Annotated in this window: 15 protein-coding genes; 9 read left to right on the top strand and 6 right to left on the bottom strand. The window is 62.0% G+C overall.

Annotated features, from left to right (window positions below; genetic code table 11):
* Both tcyL and tcyJ read right to left on the bottom strand, forming a co-directional pair.
* On the bottom strand, positions 1–669 hold the full coding sequence (tcyL, locus tag ABI582_RS10915) for a cystine ABC transporter permease (RefSeq protein ID WP_016497537.1): 669 nt from the start codon (positions 667–669) through the stop codon (positions 1–3).
* Positions 666–1,460 (bottom strand): cystine ABC transporter substrate-binding protein, encoded by a 795-nt coding sequence (gene tcyJ, locus ABI582_RS10910; RefSeq protein ID WP_019472330.1) that lies wholly within the window; start codon positions 1,458–1,460, stop codon positions 666–668. The genes tcyL and tcyJ overlap by 4 nt, the downstream gene beginning before the upstream one ends.
* Before the next feature lie 307 nt (positions 1,461–1,767).
* On the opposite strand from tcyJ, the gene epsC reads away from it, so the two are divergent.
* Together epsC and betT are read left to right on the top strand one after the other, a co-directional pair.
* Positions 1,768–2,700 (top strand): serine O-acetyltransferase EpsC, encoded by a 933-nt coding sequence (gene epsC, locus ABI582_RS10905; RefSeq protein WP_063423213.1) that lies wholly within the window; start codon positions 1,768–1,770, stop codon positions 2,698–2,700.
* Between the two features lie 229 nt (positions 2,701–2,929).
* Positions 2,930–4,933, top strand: a complete 2,004-nt coding sequence (gene betT, locus ABI582_RS10900) for a choline transporter BetT (protein WP_341797304.1) — start codon at positions 2,930–2,932, stop codon at positions 4,931–4,933.
* A 118-nt stretch (positions 4,934–5,051) separates the two neighbouring features.
* Here the strand turns inward: betT and tauD are convergent, their stop codons facing one another.
* From tauD to tauA, 4 genes are read right to left on the bottom strand one after another with little or no spacing between them, the layout of a single operon-like run.
* Positions 5,052–5,885 carry a taurine dioxygenase gene (gene tauD, locus ABI582_RS10895; protein ID WP_442119175.1) on the bottom strand — a complete coding sequence of 278 codons (834 nt, stop codon included), beginning with the start codon at positions 5,883–5,885 and terminating at the stop codon, positions 5,052–5,054.
* A gap of 48 nt (positions 5,886–5,933) precedes the next feature.
* Entirely contained in the window at positions 5,934–6,773 is an 840-nt protein-coding gene (gene tauC, locus ABI582_RS10890; RefSeq protein ID WP_338745777.1) for a taurine ABC transporter permease TauC, read from the bottom strand.
* Complete coding sequence (gene tauB, locus ABI582_RS10885; RefSeq protein WP_442119174.1) at positions 6,770–7,558, bottom strand: taurine ABC transporter ATP-binding subunit; 789 nt, start codon at positions 7,556–7,558, stop codon at positions 6,770–6,772. The genes tauC and tauB overlap by 4 nt, the downstream gene beginning before the upstream one ends.
* A 13-nt stretch (positions 7,559–7,571) precedes the next feature.
* Entirely contained in the window at positions 7,572–8,543 is a 972-nt protein-coding gene (tauA, locus tag ABI582_RS10880) for a taurine ABC transporter substrate-binding protein (RefSeq protein ID WP_016714452.1), read from the bottom strand.
* Between the two features lie 642 nt (positions 8,544–9,185).
* Between tauA and ABI582_RS10875 the strand changes: the two genes are divergently transcribed.
* From ABI582_RS10875 to ssuB, 7 genes are all read left to right on the top strand, one after another.
* Complete coding sequence (locus tag ABI582_RS10875; protein ID WP_442119173.1) at positions 9,186–10,532, top strand: OprD family porin; 1,347 nt, start codon at positions 9,186–9,188, stop codon at positions 10,530–10,532.
* 165 nt (positions 10,533–10,697) lie between these two features.
* A complete protein-coding gene (locus ABI582_RS10870) occupies positions 10,698–11,336 on the top strand; it encodes a peroxiredoxin (protein ID WP_019472323.1) in 639 nt (212 codons plus the stop codon).
* A 308-nt stretch (positions 11,337–11,644) separates the two neighbouring features.
* On the top strand, positions 11,645–12,238 hold the full coding sequence (gene ssuE, locus ABI582_RS10865) for an NADPH-dependent FMN reductase (protein WP_019472322.1): 594 nt from the start codon (positions 11,645–11,647) through the stop codon (positions 12,236–12,238).
* A gap of 85 nt (positions 12,239–12,323) precedes the next feature.
* Positions 12,324–13,289, top strand: a complete 966-nt coding sequence (locus ABI582_RS10860; RefSeq protein WP_442119172.1) for a sulfonate ABC transporter substrate-binding protein — start codon at positions 12,324–12,326, stop codon at positions 13,287–13,289.
* A gap of 59 nt (positions 13,290–13,348) precedes the next feature.
* Complete coding sequence (gene ssuD, locus ABI582_RS10855) at positions 13,349–14,497, top strand: FMNH2-dependent alkanesulfonate monooxygenase (RefSeq protein ID WP_400616671.1); 1,149 nt, start codon at positions 13,349–13,351, stop codon at positions 14,495–14,497.
* Positions 14,498–14,507: 10 nt separating this feature from the next.
* Positions 14,508–15,305, top strand: coding sequence for an aliphatic sulfonate ABC transporter permease SsuC (gene ssuC, locus ABI582_RS10850; RefSeq protein ID WP_016484401.1), 798 nt, complete (start codon positions 14,508–14,510; stop codon positions 15,303–15,305).
* Positions 15,302–16,114, top strand: a complete 813-nt coding sequence (ssuB, locus tag ABI582_RS10845; RefSeq protein ID WP_019472320.1) for an aliphatic sulfonates ABC transporter ATP-binding protein — start codon at positions 15,302–15,304, stop codon at positions 16,112–16,114. Before ssuC ends, ssuB begins: the two co-directional genes overlap by 4 nt.
* Positions 16,115–16,136: the final 22 nt, after the last annotated feature.

The following is a 16,136-nucleotide window of genomic DNA, read 5'->3' as shown; positions in this document are numbered from 1 at the left end:
TCATTGCTCCTGGTCATGCTGGTTGACCCGCGCTTCCATGCGGTTCTGGAAGTGCGCAAGGATGCTGCACAGCACCCAGTAGATGACCGCGACCGCCACGTACATGGTGAACACTTCGAAGGTGCGTGCGGTAATCAGCTGCGCCTGGCGGAACAGCTCGGGCACCTGGATGGTCGCCGCCAGCGCGGTGTCCTTGACCAGCGAGATGAAGCTGTTGCCCAGCGGGGGCAGGGCGGTGCGCAAGGCTTGGGGCAGGATCGCCCGGCGCATGGCCTGGACGCGGGTCATGCCGATACTGGCGGCGGCTTCCCACTGGCCGCGGTCGATCGAGGAGATCGCCGCACGCAGGATTTCGCAGATGTAGGCCGCCATGTTCAGCGACAGGCCGATCAGCGAAGCCGGGATGGGGTCGAGTTCGATGCCGATCTGCGGCATGCCGAAATAGATCACGAACAGTTGCACCAGCAGCGGCGTGCCGCGGAAGAACGACACGTAGATCCGCGCCAGCCAGTTCAGTGGCAAGATCTTCGACAGCCGCATCAGCGCCAGGGCAAAGCCCAGCAGCAGGCCGAAGAACATGCCGCCAACACTGAGCAGCACTGTATAACCCGCGCCCTTCAGCAGGAAGGGCGCGGAGTCGACAACGAGTTGCAGGCTTTCAGCAATCATTTGGTGACATCGGCACCGAAGTATTTTTCGGACAGCTTGGCCAGCGTGCCGTCAGCCTTGAGCTTGTCGATGGCCTTGTTGATGGCTGCCAGCAGTTCAGGCTCGCCCTTGCGCAGGGCCACGCCGCTTTCCAGGCGCGAGAAGGCATCGCCGGCCAGTTCTGTGTCTTTGGCTTTTTGCGCGTATTCCAGCGCGGCCAGGCGGTCGATCAGGATGGCGTCGATACGGCCGTTGCGCAGGTCGGCGAACTTGCTCGGGTCGTCTTCATAAGTGCGCACTTCGGCTTTCGGGACGTCCTGCTTGACCCACTGTTCGTAGTTGGTGCCCAGGCCCACGCCGACTTTCTTGCCGGCCAGGTCTTGCGCCGACTTGATGTTCAGCTGCTCGGCTTTCTTCTTCAGGATCAGGGCCTGGATACCCGAAACGGTGTAGGGCTCAGAGAAATCGTATTTCTTCTTGCGCTCTTCGGAGATGGTCACCTGATTGACCACCACGTCCAGGCGCTTGGATTCCAGCGCGGCAAGGATGCCGTCCCACTTGGTCGGCTGGATCTTGGCCTTGACCCCCAGCTCCTTGGCCAGCAGTTCCGAAAGCTCCACCTCGAAGCCGGCCAGCTTGCCGTTCTCGTCCTGGAAGCTGAACGGTGGGTAGGTGCCTTCGAGGCCGACGTTGATCACGCCTTTTTCCTGGATGGTCTTCAACTGCTCGCCGGCGAACGCCTGGCTGAGCAGGCCGGCACCCAGCAGGATGGCCAGACTGGCGTTGAGTAGCGGTTTGGCGAATTTCGACATGTCAGAGCCCCGCGCTTGTTGTGTAAGTAGTGAGGTGGCGACTATAGAGTTGGCTGCTTAGGCCAGGAAATAATAAAAGATTATTTTGTTATTCCATTTTTTATTTGTGCCAGGTGCTGGCTGCTTTGAGGGTAGGCGAGGATGCTCGCTACGTCATCGCGGCTTATGCCTGACTTAGCGCAGGATGGAATAAAGCGTTGTTTTTTCCAAGGGGCGGATTTGCCGTAGAGTGGATCGCATGTAGGCAGGCCCGGCCCTTTCGCGGGCCTGGCGAAAAACCAGATGGCCTATACGGCAGGAGAAAACCGTGAGCGAACAACCTTCATCCGCGCACTGGCAGTTGCACAACATCGTTAGCGGCCTGCGCGGCGCCCGTGAGCAATGGCGCACCCGCAATGGCCGCAGCATTGGCGAGCAGGGCGGGCGCGAGTTGCCGTCGCGCGAAGCAATGCGGCAGATCCTGGAGCAACTGTGCGGCGCATTGTTCCCCATGCGCCTTGGGCCTGTGGACCTGCGCGAAGAGAGTGAAGACTTCTACGTTGGCCATACCCTGGATGCCGCGCTGACCGCCTTGCTGACCCAGGCGCGTCTGGAACTGCGCTATGCCGCCCGGCAAAGCAAGGCTGAGCTGGCCAGCGTCGATGGCCATGCGTTGAAGCTGATCCAGGGCTTTGCTGCTGCGCTGCCGGAATTGCGGGTGCTGCTCGACACCGACGTGCTGGCCGCCTATCACGGCGACCCCGCCGCGCGCAGCGTCGATGAAGTGCTGCTGTGCTACCCGGGTATCCTGGCGATCATCCATCACCGCCTGGCGCATCACCTGTACCAGGCCGGCCTGCCGCTGCTGGCGCGGATCAGCTCGGAGCTGGCGCATTCGGCCACCGGTATCGACATTCACCCCGGCGCACAGATCGGCCCGAGCTTCTTCATCGACCACGGTACCGGCGTGGTCATCGGCGAAACCGCGATCATCGGCGAGCGCGTGCGCATCTACCAGGCGGTGACCCTGGGCGCGAAGCGCTTCCCCAGCGATGAGTCCGGCACCCTGCACAAAGGCCTGCCGCGCCATCCGATTGTCGAGGACGATGTGGTGATCTATGCCGGGGCCACAGTGCTGGGGCGCATTACCATCGGCAAAGGTTCGACCATTGGTGGCAATGTGTGGCTGACCCGCAGTGTGCCTGCTGAAAGCAACATCACCCAGGCCAACCTGCAGCTGGATTGCCAGGACAAGAATTGATCTAGCATTGGTATGGGCTGTTCCGGCCTCTTCGCGGGCAAGCCCGCGAAGAGGCCAGTGCAGGAGGACGCCAATCAGCGCCCCGGTTCGCATTGAAATCCGATCCATGTTTAACTTGAACGCTTGTTCAATGTAAAAACGCTGGTCCGCTGCCGGTGTTCAACAGGAGGATTCCTTTGCTGAACCCGTTCATTCCGAACCTCACGTCATTCGACGAGGTGCACGCCCGATGAGTGCACCGAACCCTTCCGCCGCCAACGGCAAAATCCGCATGAACCCCCCGGTGTTCTACTTTGCGGCAAGTTTCATCCTCATCTTTGGCCTGGTGGTCATCTCCAACCCGCAAGCCGCAGGCGACTGGCTGCTGGCGGCACAGAACTGGGCGGCCAACACGGTCGGCTGGTACTACATGTTGGCCATGACGCTGTACCTGGTCTTCGTGGTGGTCACCGCCTTGTCCGGCTACGGCAAGATCAAGCTCGGTGCCGACCACGACGAACCCGAGTTCAGTTACCTCTCGTGGGCCGGCATGCTGTTCGCCGCCGGCATCAGCATTACCCTGTTCTTCTTCTGCGTTTCCGAGCCGCTGACGCACATGCTGCAACCGCCCCAGGGCGAAGCGGGCACGGCAGAGGCCGGGCGCCAGGCGATGCAGATCCTGTTCCTGCACTGGGGCCTGCATGGCTGGGGCGTATTCGCCTTTGTCGGTATGGCGCTGGCCTACTTCGCCTACCGCCACAACCTGCCGCTGGCCCTGCGTTCGGCGTTGTACCCGCTGATCGGCAAGCGCATCAACGGGCCGATCGGCTACGCAGTGGATGGCTTCGGCATCATCGCCACGGTGTTCGGCCTGGGTGCCGACATGGGCTTTGGCGTACTGCACCTGAACGCAGGCCTGGACTACCTGTTCGGCATCAGCCACAGCCAGTGGGTACAGGTGATCCTCATCACCCTGATGATGGGCGCGGCAGTGGCCGTGGCCGTTGCCGGGGTGGAGAAGGGCGTGCGGGTGATGAGCGACATCAACCTGTTCCTGGCCTGCGCGCTGCTGTTGTTCGTGCTGTTTGCCGGGCCTACCCAACACTTGTTCAACACCCTGATCCAGAACCTTGGTGATTACCTGGGCGCCTTGCCACGCAAGAGCTTTGATGTGTATGCCTACGGTGATAACCGCGACTGGCTGGGCGGCTGGACCGTGTTCTACTGGGCCTGGTGGATTGCCTGGGCGCCGTTTGTGGGCCTGTTCATCGCCCGTATCTCCCGTGGCCGCACCATCCGCGAGTTCGTCTTTGGCGTACTGCTGATTCCGCTGGGCTTCACCCTGGCGTGGATGTCGATTTTCGGCAACAGCGCCCTCGACCAGGTGATCAACCACGGCATGACCGCGTTGGGCCAGTCGGCACTGGATAACCCGTCGATGAGCCTGTACCTGCTGCTGGAAACCTACCCGTGGAGCAAGGTGGTGATCGCCACCACGGTGTTCATCAGCTTCGTGTTCTTCGTGACCTCGGCCGACTCGGGCACCGTGGTGCTGTCGACCTTGTCGGCGAAGGGTGGCGACGCAGACGAGGACGGGCCGAACTGGCTGCGTATCTTCTGGGGCGCGATGACGGCGCTGATCACCAGTGCACTGCTGTTCGCGGGCAGCATCGACTCGCTGAAGTCGGCGGTGGTGCTGACCTCGTTGCCGTTCTCGCTGATTCTGCTGTGCATGATGTGGGGGCTGCACAAGGCGTTTTACCTGGAGTCGCAACGGCAGATCGCGCAGATGCACTCGCTGGCCCCGTTCGCCCAGTCACGTCGCGGCCGTGGCGGCTGGCGCCAGCGCCTGAGCCAGGCGGTGCACTTCCCGTCGCGTGATGAGGTGTACCGCTTCATGGACGACGTGGTGCGCCCGGCGATTGCCGATGTGCGTGAGGTGTTCGAGCAGAAGGGCCTGGTGCTGATTACCCAGGACGACCCGAGCCACGACAACGTCAGCCTGAAGATTGGCCATGGCGAGGAACAGCCGTTCATTTACCAGGTGCAGATGCGTGGCTACTTCACGCCATCGTTCGCCCTGGGTGGGCTGGGTACGCAGGAGTTGAAGAACCGCCGCTATTACCGGGCGGAGGTGCACCTGAGCGAAGGCAGCCAGAATTATGACCTGGTGGGCTACAGCAAGGAGCAGATCATCAACGACATCCTCGACCAGTACGAGCGGCACATGCAGTACCTGCATCTGGTCCGTTAGATTGCCGGGGCCGCTTTGCGGCCCATTCGCAGCACAAGGCTGCTCCTACAAGGGTACGCGGTCTCTTGTAGGAGCAGCCTTGTGCTGCGAATGGAGGCCAAAGGCCTCCCAAAATCTGTCAGAAAGGTGCATCCCCAAGGATGGTTGCCCGGTGCATCACCCGCCGGTTCGGCCGGTAATCATCCACCGCAAAATGCTGGGTCACTCGGTTGTCCCAGAACGCCACGTCATTCTCCTGCCAGCGCCAGCGAATGCTGAACTCAGGTCGCGTCGCATGGGCGAACAGCAGCCTCAGCAGCGCATCGCTTTCCAGTTCGCTCAGCTCATTGATCCGCGTAGTAAACCCTTCATTGACGAACAACGCCTTGCGCCCGCTCACCGGATGCGTGCGCACCACCGGGTGCGACAGCGGCGGGTTGTTGCGCCGCGTGGCCTCCCAGCGCGCCAGGTCTTCCGGCGTGGTGCCAAAGCGCTCCAGCGGAAACGACTTGGTGAAGTCGTGGGTGGCGGTCAGCCCATCAAGCATTTCACGCAGCGGCGCCGACAAGGCTTCGAAGGCCGCAATGCCGCTGGCCCACAGGGTATCGCCGCCGTAAGCGGGCAACTGCTTGGCGCTGAGCACCGCGCCCAGTGCCGGGGTCGGCAAAAAGGTCACGTCGGTGTGCCACACGGCGTTGTCGCGTACATCGGTGACTGCCGTGTCGAGCACCAGCACCTGCGGGGTTTCCGGCACGTTAGGGTAGATCGGGTGAATGTGCAGGTCGCCGAAGCGGGCGGCAAAGCGCGCCTGCTGCTCCGGGTTGATCGGCTGGTCGCGGAAGAACAGCACCTGATGCTTGAGCAGCGCCTGCTCGATGGCGTCGCGCTCTTGTGCAGTGATATCGCGGCTGATGTCCACGCCGCTGATCTGGGCACCAAGGGCCGGGCTGAGAGGGGTAACGGTCAGGCTCATGTCTTTTCTCGTTCTAGGCGCCGGGTTGCCGGCGTGGTCAGTCGGCAATCAGTGGCTCTGCCCGTGCCAGGGCACCAGTTTGCGTTGCAGGGCACGCAGGCTCATTTCCAGGGCGAAGGCGATCAGGGCGATTAGCAGGATGCCCAGCACCACCACATCAGTGACCAGGAACTGCGCCGCCGACTGGACCATGAAGCCCAGGCCGCTGGTGGCGGCAATCAGCTCGGCGGCTACCAGTGTCGACCAGCCGACCCCCAGGCCGATGCGGATGCCGGTGAGGATGTCGGGCAGCGCACTGGGCAAGATCACATGGCGGATCAGCTGCGCCTTGGTCGCGCCCAGCGACTGCGCCGCCCGCAGCTTGGCCGGGTCGACCGTGCGCACACCGGTGGCGGTGGCAATGGCGATCGGGGCGAAGATCGCCAGGTAGATCAGCAGCACCTTCGACAGCTCGCCGATACCGCACCAGATGACGATCAACGGCAGGTAGGCCAGCGGCGGGATGGGCCGGTAGAACTCGATCAGCGGGTCGAGGATGCCGCGGGCCACGCGGTTGTAGCCGATGGCGATGCCGACCGGGATCGCGGTCAGGGTCGCGGCTACCAGCGCCAGGCCAATGCGGCCCAGGCTTGCGCCCAGGTGCTGCCACAGGCTGGCGTCCATGTAACCTTGGGTCAGCAGTGTCCAGGCCCTGGCCAGGATGTCACCGGGCGAAGGCAGGAACAGGGGCTCGATCCAGCCTGCGGCTGTCACCAGCCACCAGACCAGCAGCAGGCTGCCCAGGGTCAGGGTACTGATCCAGCGGGTGGGCAGTGGCCGGCGCGGCTTGGCGGCTGGCCGGGTTTGGGCGTTTTGTTTGCCGGCTACCGGCAGGTCCAGGCTGCTCATGCGCGCTCCTGCAGGCTTTGGCGTTGGGAGAACACCCGCGCCAGCACATGCTCGCGGGTTTCGATGAAGGCAGGATCGGACTTGATGGCCCGGGCCGATTCGCCAGCGGCATAGCGCTGGCCGAAGTCCAGTTGCAGGCGCTCCACTACGCGCCCCGGGTTGGGCGCCAGCAGTACCAGCTCGCTGGCGAGGAACACCGCTTCTTCGATGTCGTGGGTAATCAGGAACACCGGCTTGGCGGTGCGCTGCCACACCTGCAGCAGCAGTTCCTGCATCTGTTCGCGGGTGAACGCGTCGAGGGCGCCAAACGGTTCGTCCATCAGCAACACCCGTGGGTCGGCCGCCAGCGCCCGGGCCAGGCCTACGCGCTGCTTCTGGCCACCGGACAATTGCCAGATGCGCCGTTCGCCAAAGCCATCGAGGTCGACGAGAGCGAGCATTTCACGGGCCTTGGGCTCACGCTGGGCGCGGGGTACACCGGCCAGTTCGAGGCCGAAGGCGACATTGGCCAGCACGTTCTGCCATGGCAGCAGGGCATCGTCCTGGAACACCACACCGCGCTCGGCACCAGGGCCCTGCACCGGTACGCCGTCGAGGGTGATGCGCCCGCCGCTGGGGGCGACAAAGCCGGCGATCAGGTTGAGCAGCGAGGTCTTGCCGCTGCCGGAAGGCCCCAGGGCCACCAGCAGCTGGCGTGGCCCCAGGCTCAGGTTGATGTCGGCCAGCACCGGGGTGCTGGCGCCAGGGTACTGTGCGCTGATGCGCTCCAGCTCGAGCAAGGCCATGACGGGCTCCGGATCAGTTTGGAAGGAACTTGGCGCTGACGTACGGCGAGTAGTCCGGCAGTACGGCGTCGACCTTGCCCTGCTGCTTGAGGAAGTTGGCCGTGTCGGTCAGTGCCTGGGTGGTCGGCGCGCCCAGGGCGTTGGCCTGGTCTGCGGCCAGTGGGTACACGTTGCCTTCCAGCAGCACCGGGATGTCGCTGGCCTTGGCGCCGGACAGCTTCACCAGCTTGTCTACGTTGCCCTTGTCGGCCAGCCAGGCTTTCGGGTCCTTGCGGTAGTCGGCGTAGGCATCGAGGGTGACCTTGGCAAAGGCCTTGACCACCTCAGGGTGCTTGTCGGCGAAGTCCTTGCGCACAATCCAGGCATCGAACGTGGGTGCGCCTTTCTGGGCCAGTTCGCCCGAGGTGATCAGCACCTTGCCGTTTTCCTTGGCCACGCCCAGGGCTGGGTCCCAGACGTAGGTGGCATCGATGTCGCCGCGCTTCCAGGCGGCAATGATGGCCGGCGGCGCCAGGTTGAGGATCTGTACCTTGGACGGGTCGATGTTCCAGCTTTTCAGGGCGGCCAGCAGGCTGTAGTGGCCGGTGGAAACGAACGGCACGGCGACCTTCTTGCCGATCAGGTCTTGCGGGGTCTTGATGCTGTCGCGGGCGACCAGCGCTTCACCGGCGCCAATCTGGGTGGCGATGAGGAAGGTCTCGACCGGCAGCTTGCGGGTAGCGGCAGCGGCCAGCGGGCTGGAACCCAGGTAGCCGATTTGCACGTCGCCGCTGGCCACCGCAGTGATCACGTCGGCACCGTTATCGAATTTGCGCCAGTCGATGCTGGCCTTGCTGGCTTTTTCGTAGTCGCCATCGACCTGTGCCACTTTGGCCGGGTCGACGGTGGTCTGGTAGGCCACGGTCAGGTCGGCGGCCTGGGCAAACCAGCTGGTGCTGGCGAGGGTCAGGGCGGCGAACAGGCGCAGCGGAGCGTGCGGGATCATGGTGAACCTCTCGTCAGGCAATCAGGGCGATGGATGGCGAGAGATTAAATGATCTAAGAATTGCCAAATAAATAACTTTTTAGAATTAGCTTAAAAGCCAAATGCCTGCCCCGTGACGCGATCCCTGTAGGAGCGGCCTTGTGTCGCGATAGGGCGCGAAGCGGCCTCAGGAATTCAGCTGCGCCGCAGAAATTGCCGGGGCCGCTCTGCGGCCCATCGCGACACAAGGCCGCTCCTACAGGGATCGCGCAAGCTAGCGGGCGGGGAGCTACTGCCTCATGGCGAAATCAGTAGAGCCTGCTAGGCTTCTTCGACCCTATAGAACGATACGGAATTAGGTTATGAGCAAACGTTTGCAAATAACTGAAGGTTATGAACAGCGTGGTTGCTACAACGTTTTGCTGTAAAGGTTCCAACCATATTCCGTAAAAATCTTACCAATTCATAAAACGGTCATTTTGGATTTATAGGATTGTCATTATCCTGTAGCGCAGCTGGCGTCTTAGACCAAAGTCGCGAAACGTTTAGAAACGATTGACTTAGTGGTCACGCTTTGGGACTAAATCGCCAATCCACGGTGAGAAGGGGCAGCAGACCCCTCCGCCAGAGATACACAAAAATTAGAACGTAGAGGAGCAAAACATGTACAAGTCCAGCCTGGCCCTGGCCGTGGCACTGGGGGTTCTCGCCCAACAAGCAGGCGCTGCCGGTTTCGTTGAAGACAGCAAACTGTCGCTCAGCTCGCGCACCATGTACTTCAACAACGACAACCGTGACGTCCAGGAAAACGCTCAAGGGCGTAACGGCGATCAGCGCGAAGTGGGCCAAGGTTTCAAACTTGACTACCTGTCGGGCTTCACTGAGGGAACCGTTGGTTTTGGTGTCGACGTTCAAGCGTTGTGGGGTATCCATCTTGACGGCGGTCGTGGCCGTCACCCAGACAACAACAACTTCTTCCCGAGCGACACTGACGGCTCGGCAGTCAGCCAGTGGGCACGTATTGGCGGTAATGCCAAAGCACGTTTCTCAAAAACCGAAGCACATTTTGGTAGTGCTTTGGCACCAAACCTGCCAATTCTGGTGTCGAACGACGGTCGTCTGCTGCCGCAAACCTTCGAAGGTGGCACTATCCAGTCGAAGGAAATTGACAATCTGACAATCAACGCAGGTCAGCTGACTCACGCGATGGGTCGAGCTTCGAGCAACCGTACTGGCTTGTCCGTTGCGGGTGCAACCCAGGACAGCAATAAGTTCCGTTACGGCGGCTTGGACTACAAGGTCACCAAAGACCTGACCTTGCAGTACTACTACTCGAACCTGGAAGACTTCTACAAACAGCATTTCCTGGGGCTGACTCACGTTTATCAAATTGCAGCAGATCAGTCGTTCAAAACCGACCTGCGTTATTTCGATAGCAGCAGCGACGGCAAGAACGGTCAAGCGGGCTACCAGTTCAGCAACAACGGTGGCTACGCCAAGAAGACTGGGGAAGTAGACAACAAGACCTGGTCCGCGATGTTCACCTATACCCTGGGTGGTCACGCGTTAATGCTGGGTCATCAGCAAGTAGGTGACGACGGTGGCTTCGTTTGGTTGAACCAAGGTAACGTCGTTGACGGCAATGGTCGTAATGAAGGCGCTGGTGGTTCGAGCTTCTACCTGTTCACCGACAGTATGATCAACCAGTTTGCCCGTGCTGGCGAAAACACTACCTTCGGCCAGTATTCGTATGACTTTGCCAGCCTTGGCGTGCCTGGCCTTAAGGCATCGGTTGCCTATCTCCGTGGTGACGATATCAAGAATGCCCGTACCAGCGGTACCTACAACGAGTGGGAGCGGGATGCGCGGGTTGATTACGTCATTCAAGAAGGCACATTCAAAGGTCTGGGTGCGAGCCTCCGCCATGGTATCTACCGCGGTAGCGGCGAAGCCGGTGCCGATATGGATCAGACCCGTCTGATCTTCAACTACACTTACAATTTCCTGTAAGCCGTAGCTGAACAAGAAGCCTCGCTTGATGCGAGGCTTTTTTGTGCCTGCATTTACGTATGAATTTTGGTTATAAATAAATCATTATTTATTCTTTTTGTTTTTAACTGAATGCAGGCACATTGAGCCCATACGGTACAGAACCCAGCCAAGGAGCCGCAGCCCATGAGCCTCAAACTCGGCGATATCGCCCCCGATTTCGAACAGGATTCCAGCGAAGGCAAAATCCGCTTCCACGAGTGGCTGGGCAACAGCTGGGGGGTGTTGTTCTCTCATCCGGCCGACTTCACCCCGGTGTGCACCACCGAGCTGGGACTGACCGCCAAGCTCAAGGACGACTTCGCCAAGCGTGGGGTCAAGGCCATCGCCCTGTCGGTAGACCCGGTCGATTCGCACCACAAGTGGATCGACGACATCAACGAAACCCAGAACACCGTGGTCAACTTCCCGATCATCGCCGATGCCGACCGCAAGGTGTCCGACCTGTACGACCTGATTCACCCGAACGCCAGCGACACCCTGACCGTGCGCTCGCTGTTCGTCATCGACCCGAACAAGAAGGTGCGCCTGACCATCACCTATCCGGCCAGTACCGGGCGCAACTTCAATGAAATTCTGCGGGTGATCGACTCGCTGCAGCTGACCGACAACCACAAGGTCGCCACGCCAGGTAACTGGCAGGACGGCGACGAGGTGGTGATCGTGCCTTCGCTCAAGGATGAGGAAGAAATCAAGCAGCGCTTCCCCAAAGGCTACCGGGCGGTCAAACCCTATCTGCGTCTGACCCCACAGCCAAACCGTTAATGGATTCCTCGTTGCATTGCTCTTAGCCAAGCAGGGATTTTCGGGCCGTTTCGACGGCCCTTTTTTATGCCTGCAGGTTTTGCATGGAGCTTGGGGCTGCTGTGCAGCCCATCGCGACACAAGGCCGCTCCTACAGGAGATCGCGGTCCCTTGTAGGAGCGGCCTTGTGTCGCGATGGGCCGCAAAGCGGCCCCAAGATAGCAAAGCCATAAAGCACTTTATGGAATAACCAAATGAAAAAATATGATTTCTAGATATATATAGCAGCTGTTAATGTCACCTCCAACAGAACACAAGGAAGCGCAGCAATGCTGGTCGTCTCAATCGGTGGTAGCCCCAGTCCACGTTCACGCTCCGGCGTGCTGCTAGAGCGTTCACGCCAGTGGCTGCAGGACCGTGGCGTCGAGGTGGTGACGTTCCAGGTACGTGACTTCCCCGCCGAAGACCTGCTGCATGCCCGTTTCGACAGCCCGCATGTGCAGCACTTCCAGCAGCTGGTGGCCCAGGCCGATGGCCTGATCGTTTCCACCCCGGTGTACAAGGCTTCGTTTGCCGGTGCACTGAAGACTTTGCTGGACCTGCTGCCCGAACGCGCCCTGGCCCACAAGATCGTGTTGCCAATCGCCACCGGTGGCAGCATCGCCCACATGCTGGCGGTGGATTACGCATTGAAACCCGTGCTGTCGGCACTCAAGGCGCAAGAGACCCTGCAAGGGATCTTCGCCGACGACAGCCAGGTGGCTTACGCAGAAGGCACAAAGCCCGCGCAGTTGGTACAAGCGCTGGAAGAACGCCTGCACGACTCGCTGGAAACCTTCCACGTTGCCCTGGCCCGCCGGCCGCGCCCCGTGGCCCCCGGCGTACTGAACGAACGCCTGATCAGCGCTCGCTGGAGCATCTGAACGGCACTACCCGCTTCACCACCTTACTCGCCCGACAACGAGGCAAGCAGGTGCAACCCGAACCTCATTCGCACAGGAGAGCGCCATGCGCACAGTCTTCTTGCGTCGCGGTCTGGTCGCCCTGTTTGCGGCGGCTGTGTCCTTCGGCGCCATTACCCAAGCCCAGGCCGAAAGCCTGCGTATCGGTTACCAGAAATACGGCACCCTGGTGCTGCTCAAAGCCAAAGGCACGCTGGAAAAGCGCCTGGCCGAGCAGGGCGTGCAGGTGCAGTGGACCGAATTCCCCGGCGGCCCGCAGCTGCTTGAAGGGCTGAACGTCGGCTCCATCGACTTTGGTGTCACCGGCGAAACCCCGCCCGTATTTGCCCAGGCCGCCGGCGCCGATCTGCTCTATGTGGCCTACGAGCCGCCAGCGCCGCACAGCGAAGCGATCCTGGTGCCGAAGGGTTCGCCAATCCAGTCGGTCAAGGAACTCAAAGGCAAGAAAGTCGCCCTCAACAAAGGCTCCAACGTGCACTACCTGCTGGTCCGCGCCCTGGAAGACGCCGGCCTCAAGTACAGCGATATCCAGCCGGTCTACCTGCCCCCAGCCGATGCCCGCGCCGCGTTCGAGCGTGGCAGTGTCGATGCCTGGGTGATCTGGGACCCGTACCAGGCCGCCGCCGAGCAGCAGTTGCAGGCGCGTACCCTGCGTGACGGCAAGGGCCTGGTCGACAACCACCAGTTCTACCTGGCCACCCGCAACTACGCGACCCAGCACCCGACGGTGATAAACACCCTCATCGAGGAAGTGCGCGCCGTAGGTGAGTGGTCCCAGGCCAACCCGCAGGAAGTGACCGATCAGGTCGCACCGCTGCTCGGCCTGCCTGCCGACATCACCCTGACCTCGGTCAAGCGCCAAGGCTACGGTGCAGCACCGCTCACCCCCGAGGTAGTGGCCGCACAACAGAAGATTGCCGATGCCTTCCAGGCGCTCAAGCTGATACCCAAGCCGCTGAGCATCAAGGATGTGATCTGGACACCCCCGGCCAAGGTCGCTAGCGCGCCTTGATTGATTCGCCTGTGCCGGGGCGCTGCCCTGGCTGAGCCACCCTTGAGGAGACAACTCCAATGAGCCTTAACATTTTCTGGTTCCTCCCGACCCACGGTGACGGCAAGTACCTGGGCACTTCCGACGGCGCACGTGCGGTCGATCACGGTTACCTGCAGCAGATCGCGCAGGCCGCCGACCGCCTTGGTTTTGGTGGGGTGCTGATCCCTACCGGCCGTTCCTGCGAGGACTCCTGGCTGGTGGCCGCGTCGCTGATCCCTGTGACCCAGCATCTGAAATTCCTGGTTGCCCTGCGCCCAGGCATCATTTCGCCGACCGTGGCAGCACGTCAGGCGGCGACCCTGGACCGCCTGTCCAATGGCCGTGCGCTGTTCAACCTGGTAACCGGTGGCGACCCGGACGAACTGGCCGGTGATGGCCTGCACCTGAACCACCAGGAGCGCTACGAAGCTTCGGTCGAGTTCACCCGTATCTGGCGCAAGGTGCTGGAAGGCGAAAACGTTGATTACGACGGCAAGCACATCCAGGTAAAAGGCGCCAAGCTGCTCTACCCGCCGATTCAGCAACCACGCCCGCCGCTGTATTTCGGCGGTTCGTCCGAGGCCGCCCAGGACCTGGCCGCCGAGCAGGTCGAGTTGTACCTCACCTGGGGCGAGCCACCGTCAGCCGTTGCCGAGAAAATCGCCCAGGTGCGTGAAAAAGCGGCCGCTCAAGGCCGTGAAGTACGCTTCGGTATTCGCCTGCACGTGATTGTGCGGGAAACCAACGAAGAAGCCTGGGCCGCCGCCGACCGCCTGATCTCGCACCTGGACGATGACACCATCGCCCGTGCCCAGGCCTCGCTGGCGCGCTTTGACTCGGTGGGCCAGCAGCGCATGGCTGCCCTGCACGGCGGCAACCGCGAAAACCTGGAAGTCAGCCCCAACCTGTGGGCAGGCGTTGGCCTGGTACGTGGCGGCGCCGGTACCGCACTGGTAGGCGACGGCCCGACTGTCGCGGCGCGAGTGAAGGAATATGCCGACCTGGGGATCGATACCTTCATCTTCTCGGGTTATCCACACCTCGAAGAGTCTTACCGCGTTGCCGAGCTGCTGTTCCCGCACCTTGATGTTCAGCGCCCGGAGCAACCGAAAACCGGTGGCTACGTGAGCCCGTTCGGCGAGATGGTGGCCAACGACATCCTGCCCAAGTCCGTGTCGCAGAGCTGAGGGCCGGGCCATGAGTCGTGCAACTTCCTCTACCCTGACCCAGCGCCTGGCGCCGTGGGCGCTGCCGGTGCTGCTGTTGGCAGTCTGGCAACTGGCGGTCAGCGCTGGCTGGCTGTCGACGCGCATCCTGCCGGCACCTAGCGCAGTGGTCAGCGCCGGCGTCGAGCTGGTGCGCAGCGGCGACATCTGGACCCACCTGGCCATCAGTGGCTGGCGTGCCGGCCTGGGCTTCGCCATCGGTGGCAGCATCGGCCTGGTACTGGGCTTCATCACCGGCCTGTCGAACTGGGGCGAACGCCTGCTCGACAGCTCGGTGCAGATGATCCGCAATGTGCCGCACCTGGCGCTGATCCCGCTGGTGATCCTGTGGTTCGGTATCGACGAGTCGGCAAAGATCTTTCTGGTCGCGCTGGGCACGCTGTTCCCGATCTACCTGAACACCTATCACGGCATCCGCAACGTCGACCCTGCGCTGGTAGAAATGGCGCGCAGCTACGGCTTGTCCGGCTTCGGCCTGTTCCGGCAGGTGATCTTGCCGGGGGCGTTGCCTTCGATCCTGGTAGGCGTGCGCTTCGCCCTGGGCTTCATGTGGCTGACCCTCATCGTTGCCGAAACCATTTCGGCCAACGCCGGCATCGGTTACCTGGCAATGAATGCGCGTGAATTCCTGCAGACCGACGTGGTGGTACTGGCCATCGTCCTGTATGCCGTGCTCGGCAAACTCGCCGACCTCGCCGCCCGCGGCCTGGAGCGTGTATGGCTGCGCTGGCACCCGGCCTATCAAGTGGCCAAGAAGGAGGGCGCATGACCGTGCTCAAGGAACAGCCGCCACGCCTGCTGCGTGGCATCCCGCTGGCCTCCAATGGCCTGCGCAAGACCTTTGGCCAGCGCGAGGTGTTGAAGGGTATCGACCTGCACATTCCGGCCGGCCAGTTCGTTGCCATCGTCGGGCGGAGCGGCTGCGGCAAAAGCACCCTGCTGCGCCTGCTGGCCGGGCTCGACCAGCCCACTGCCGGGCAGTTGCTGGCCGGTGCTGCGCCGCTGGAAGAGGCCCGTGAAGAAACCCGCCTGATGTTCCAGGACGCACGCCTGCTGCCGTGGAAGAAGGTGATCGACAACGTTGGCCTGGGCCTGTCGGGTGATTGGCGCCCACGTGCGCTGGAAGCGCTGGATGCGGTTGGCCTGGCCGACCGCGCCAATGAATGGCCGGCAGCCCTCTCGGGTGGCCAGAAACAGCGCGTGGCCCTGGCGCGGGCGCTGATCCACCAGCCCCGCCTGCTGCTGCTGGACGAGCCGCTGGGTGCGCTGGATGCATTGACCCGTATCGAAATGCAGCAACTGATCGAACGCCTGTGGCGTCAGCACGGCTTCACTGTGCTGCTGGTCACCCACGATGTCAGCGAGGCGGTTGCCGTGGCTGACCGGGTGATCCTGATCGAGGACGGCGAAGTCGGGCTTGACCTTACGGTCGACCTGGCACGGCCCAGGGCGCGTGGTTCGCACCGCCTGGCCGCGCTGGAAAGCGAAGTGCTCAACCGTGTTCTGTCGGCCCCGGGCACTGCGCCCGAGCCGGACCCTGTAGCCCCTCTGCCCACGCAACTGCGTTGGGCGCACTGAACCACTCACTTACCTGACTGAA

This window comes from Pseudomonas sp. SAS7 (genome assembly GCF_052112345.1).
Lineage (GTDB): Bacteria > Pseudomonadota > Gammaproteobacteria > Pseudomonadales > Pseudomonadaceae > Aquipseudomonas > Aquipseudomonas putida_Q.
The sequence above is the reverse complement of the archived record's forward strand: the minus strand, read 5'-3'. Positions and strand labels throughout refer to the sequence as shown.

Coding starts and splice junctions, on each gene's coding strand:
- tcyL (WP_016497537.1), bottom strand. CDS start 669: ATGATTGCTGAAAGCCTGCAACTCGTTGTCGACTCCGCGCCCTTCCTG.
- tcyJ (WP_019472330.1), bottom strand. CDS start 1,460: ATGTCGAAATTCGCCAAACCGCTACTCAACGCCAGTCTGGCCATCCTG.
- betT (WP_341797304.1), top strand. CDS start 2,930: ATGAGTGCACCGAACCCTTCCGCCGCCAACGGCAAAATCCGCATGAAC.
- tauD (WP_442119175.1), bottom strand. CDS start 5,885: ATGAGCCTGACCGTTACCCCTCTCAGCCCGGCCCTTGGTGCCCAGATC.
- tauC (WP_338745777.1), bottom strand. CDS start 6,773: ATGAGCAGCCTGGACCTGCCGGTAGCCGGCAAACAAAACGCCCAAACC.
- tauB (WP_442119174.1), bottom strand. CDS start 7,558: ATGGCCTTGCTCGAGCTGGAGCGCATCAGCGCACAGTACCCTGGCGCC.
- tauA (WP_016714452.1), bottom strand. CDS start 8,543: ATGATCCCGCACGCTCCGCTGCGCCTGTTCGCCGCCCTGACCCTCGCC.
- ABI582_RS10875 (WP_442119173.1), top strand. CDS start 9,186: ATGTACAAGTCCAGCCTGGCCCTGGCCGTGGCACTGGGGGTTCTCGCC.
- ABI582_RS10870 (WP_019472323.1), top strand. CDS start 10,698: ATGAGCCTCAAACTCGGCGATATCGCCCCCGATTTCGAACAGGATTCC.
- ssuE (WP_019472322.1), top strand. CDS start 11,645: ATGCTGGTCGTCTCAATCGGTGGTAGCCCCAGTCCACGTTCACGCTCC.
- ABI582_RS10860 (WP_442119172.1), top strand. CDS start 12,324: ATGCGCACAGTCTTCTTGCGTCGCGGTCTGGTCGCCCTGTTTGCGGCG.
- ssuD (WP_400616671.1), top strand. CDS start 13,349: ATGAGCCTTAACATTTTCTGGTTCCTCCCGACCCACGGTGACGGCAAG.
- ssuC (WP_016484401.1), top strand. CDS start 14,508: ATGAGTCGTGCAACTTCCTCTACCCTGACCCAGCGCCTGGCGCCGTGG.
- ssuB (WP_019472320.1), top strand. CDS start 15,302: ATGACCGTGCTCAAGGAACAGCCGCCACGCCTGCTGCGTGGCATCCCG.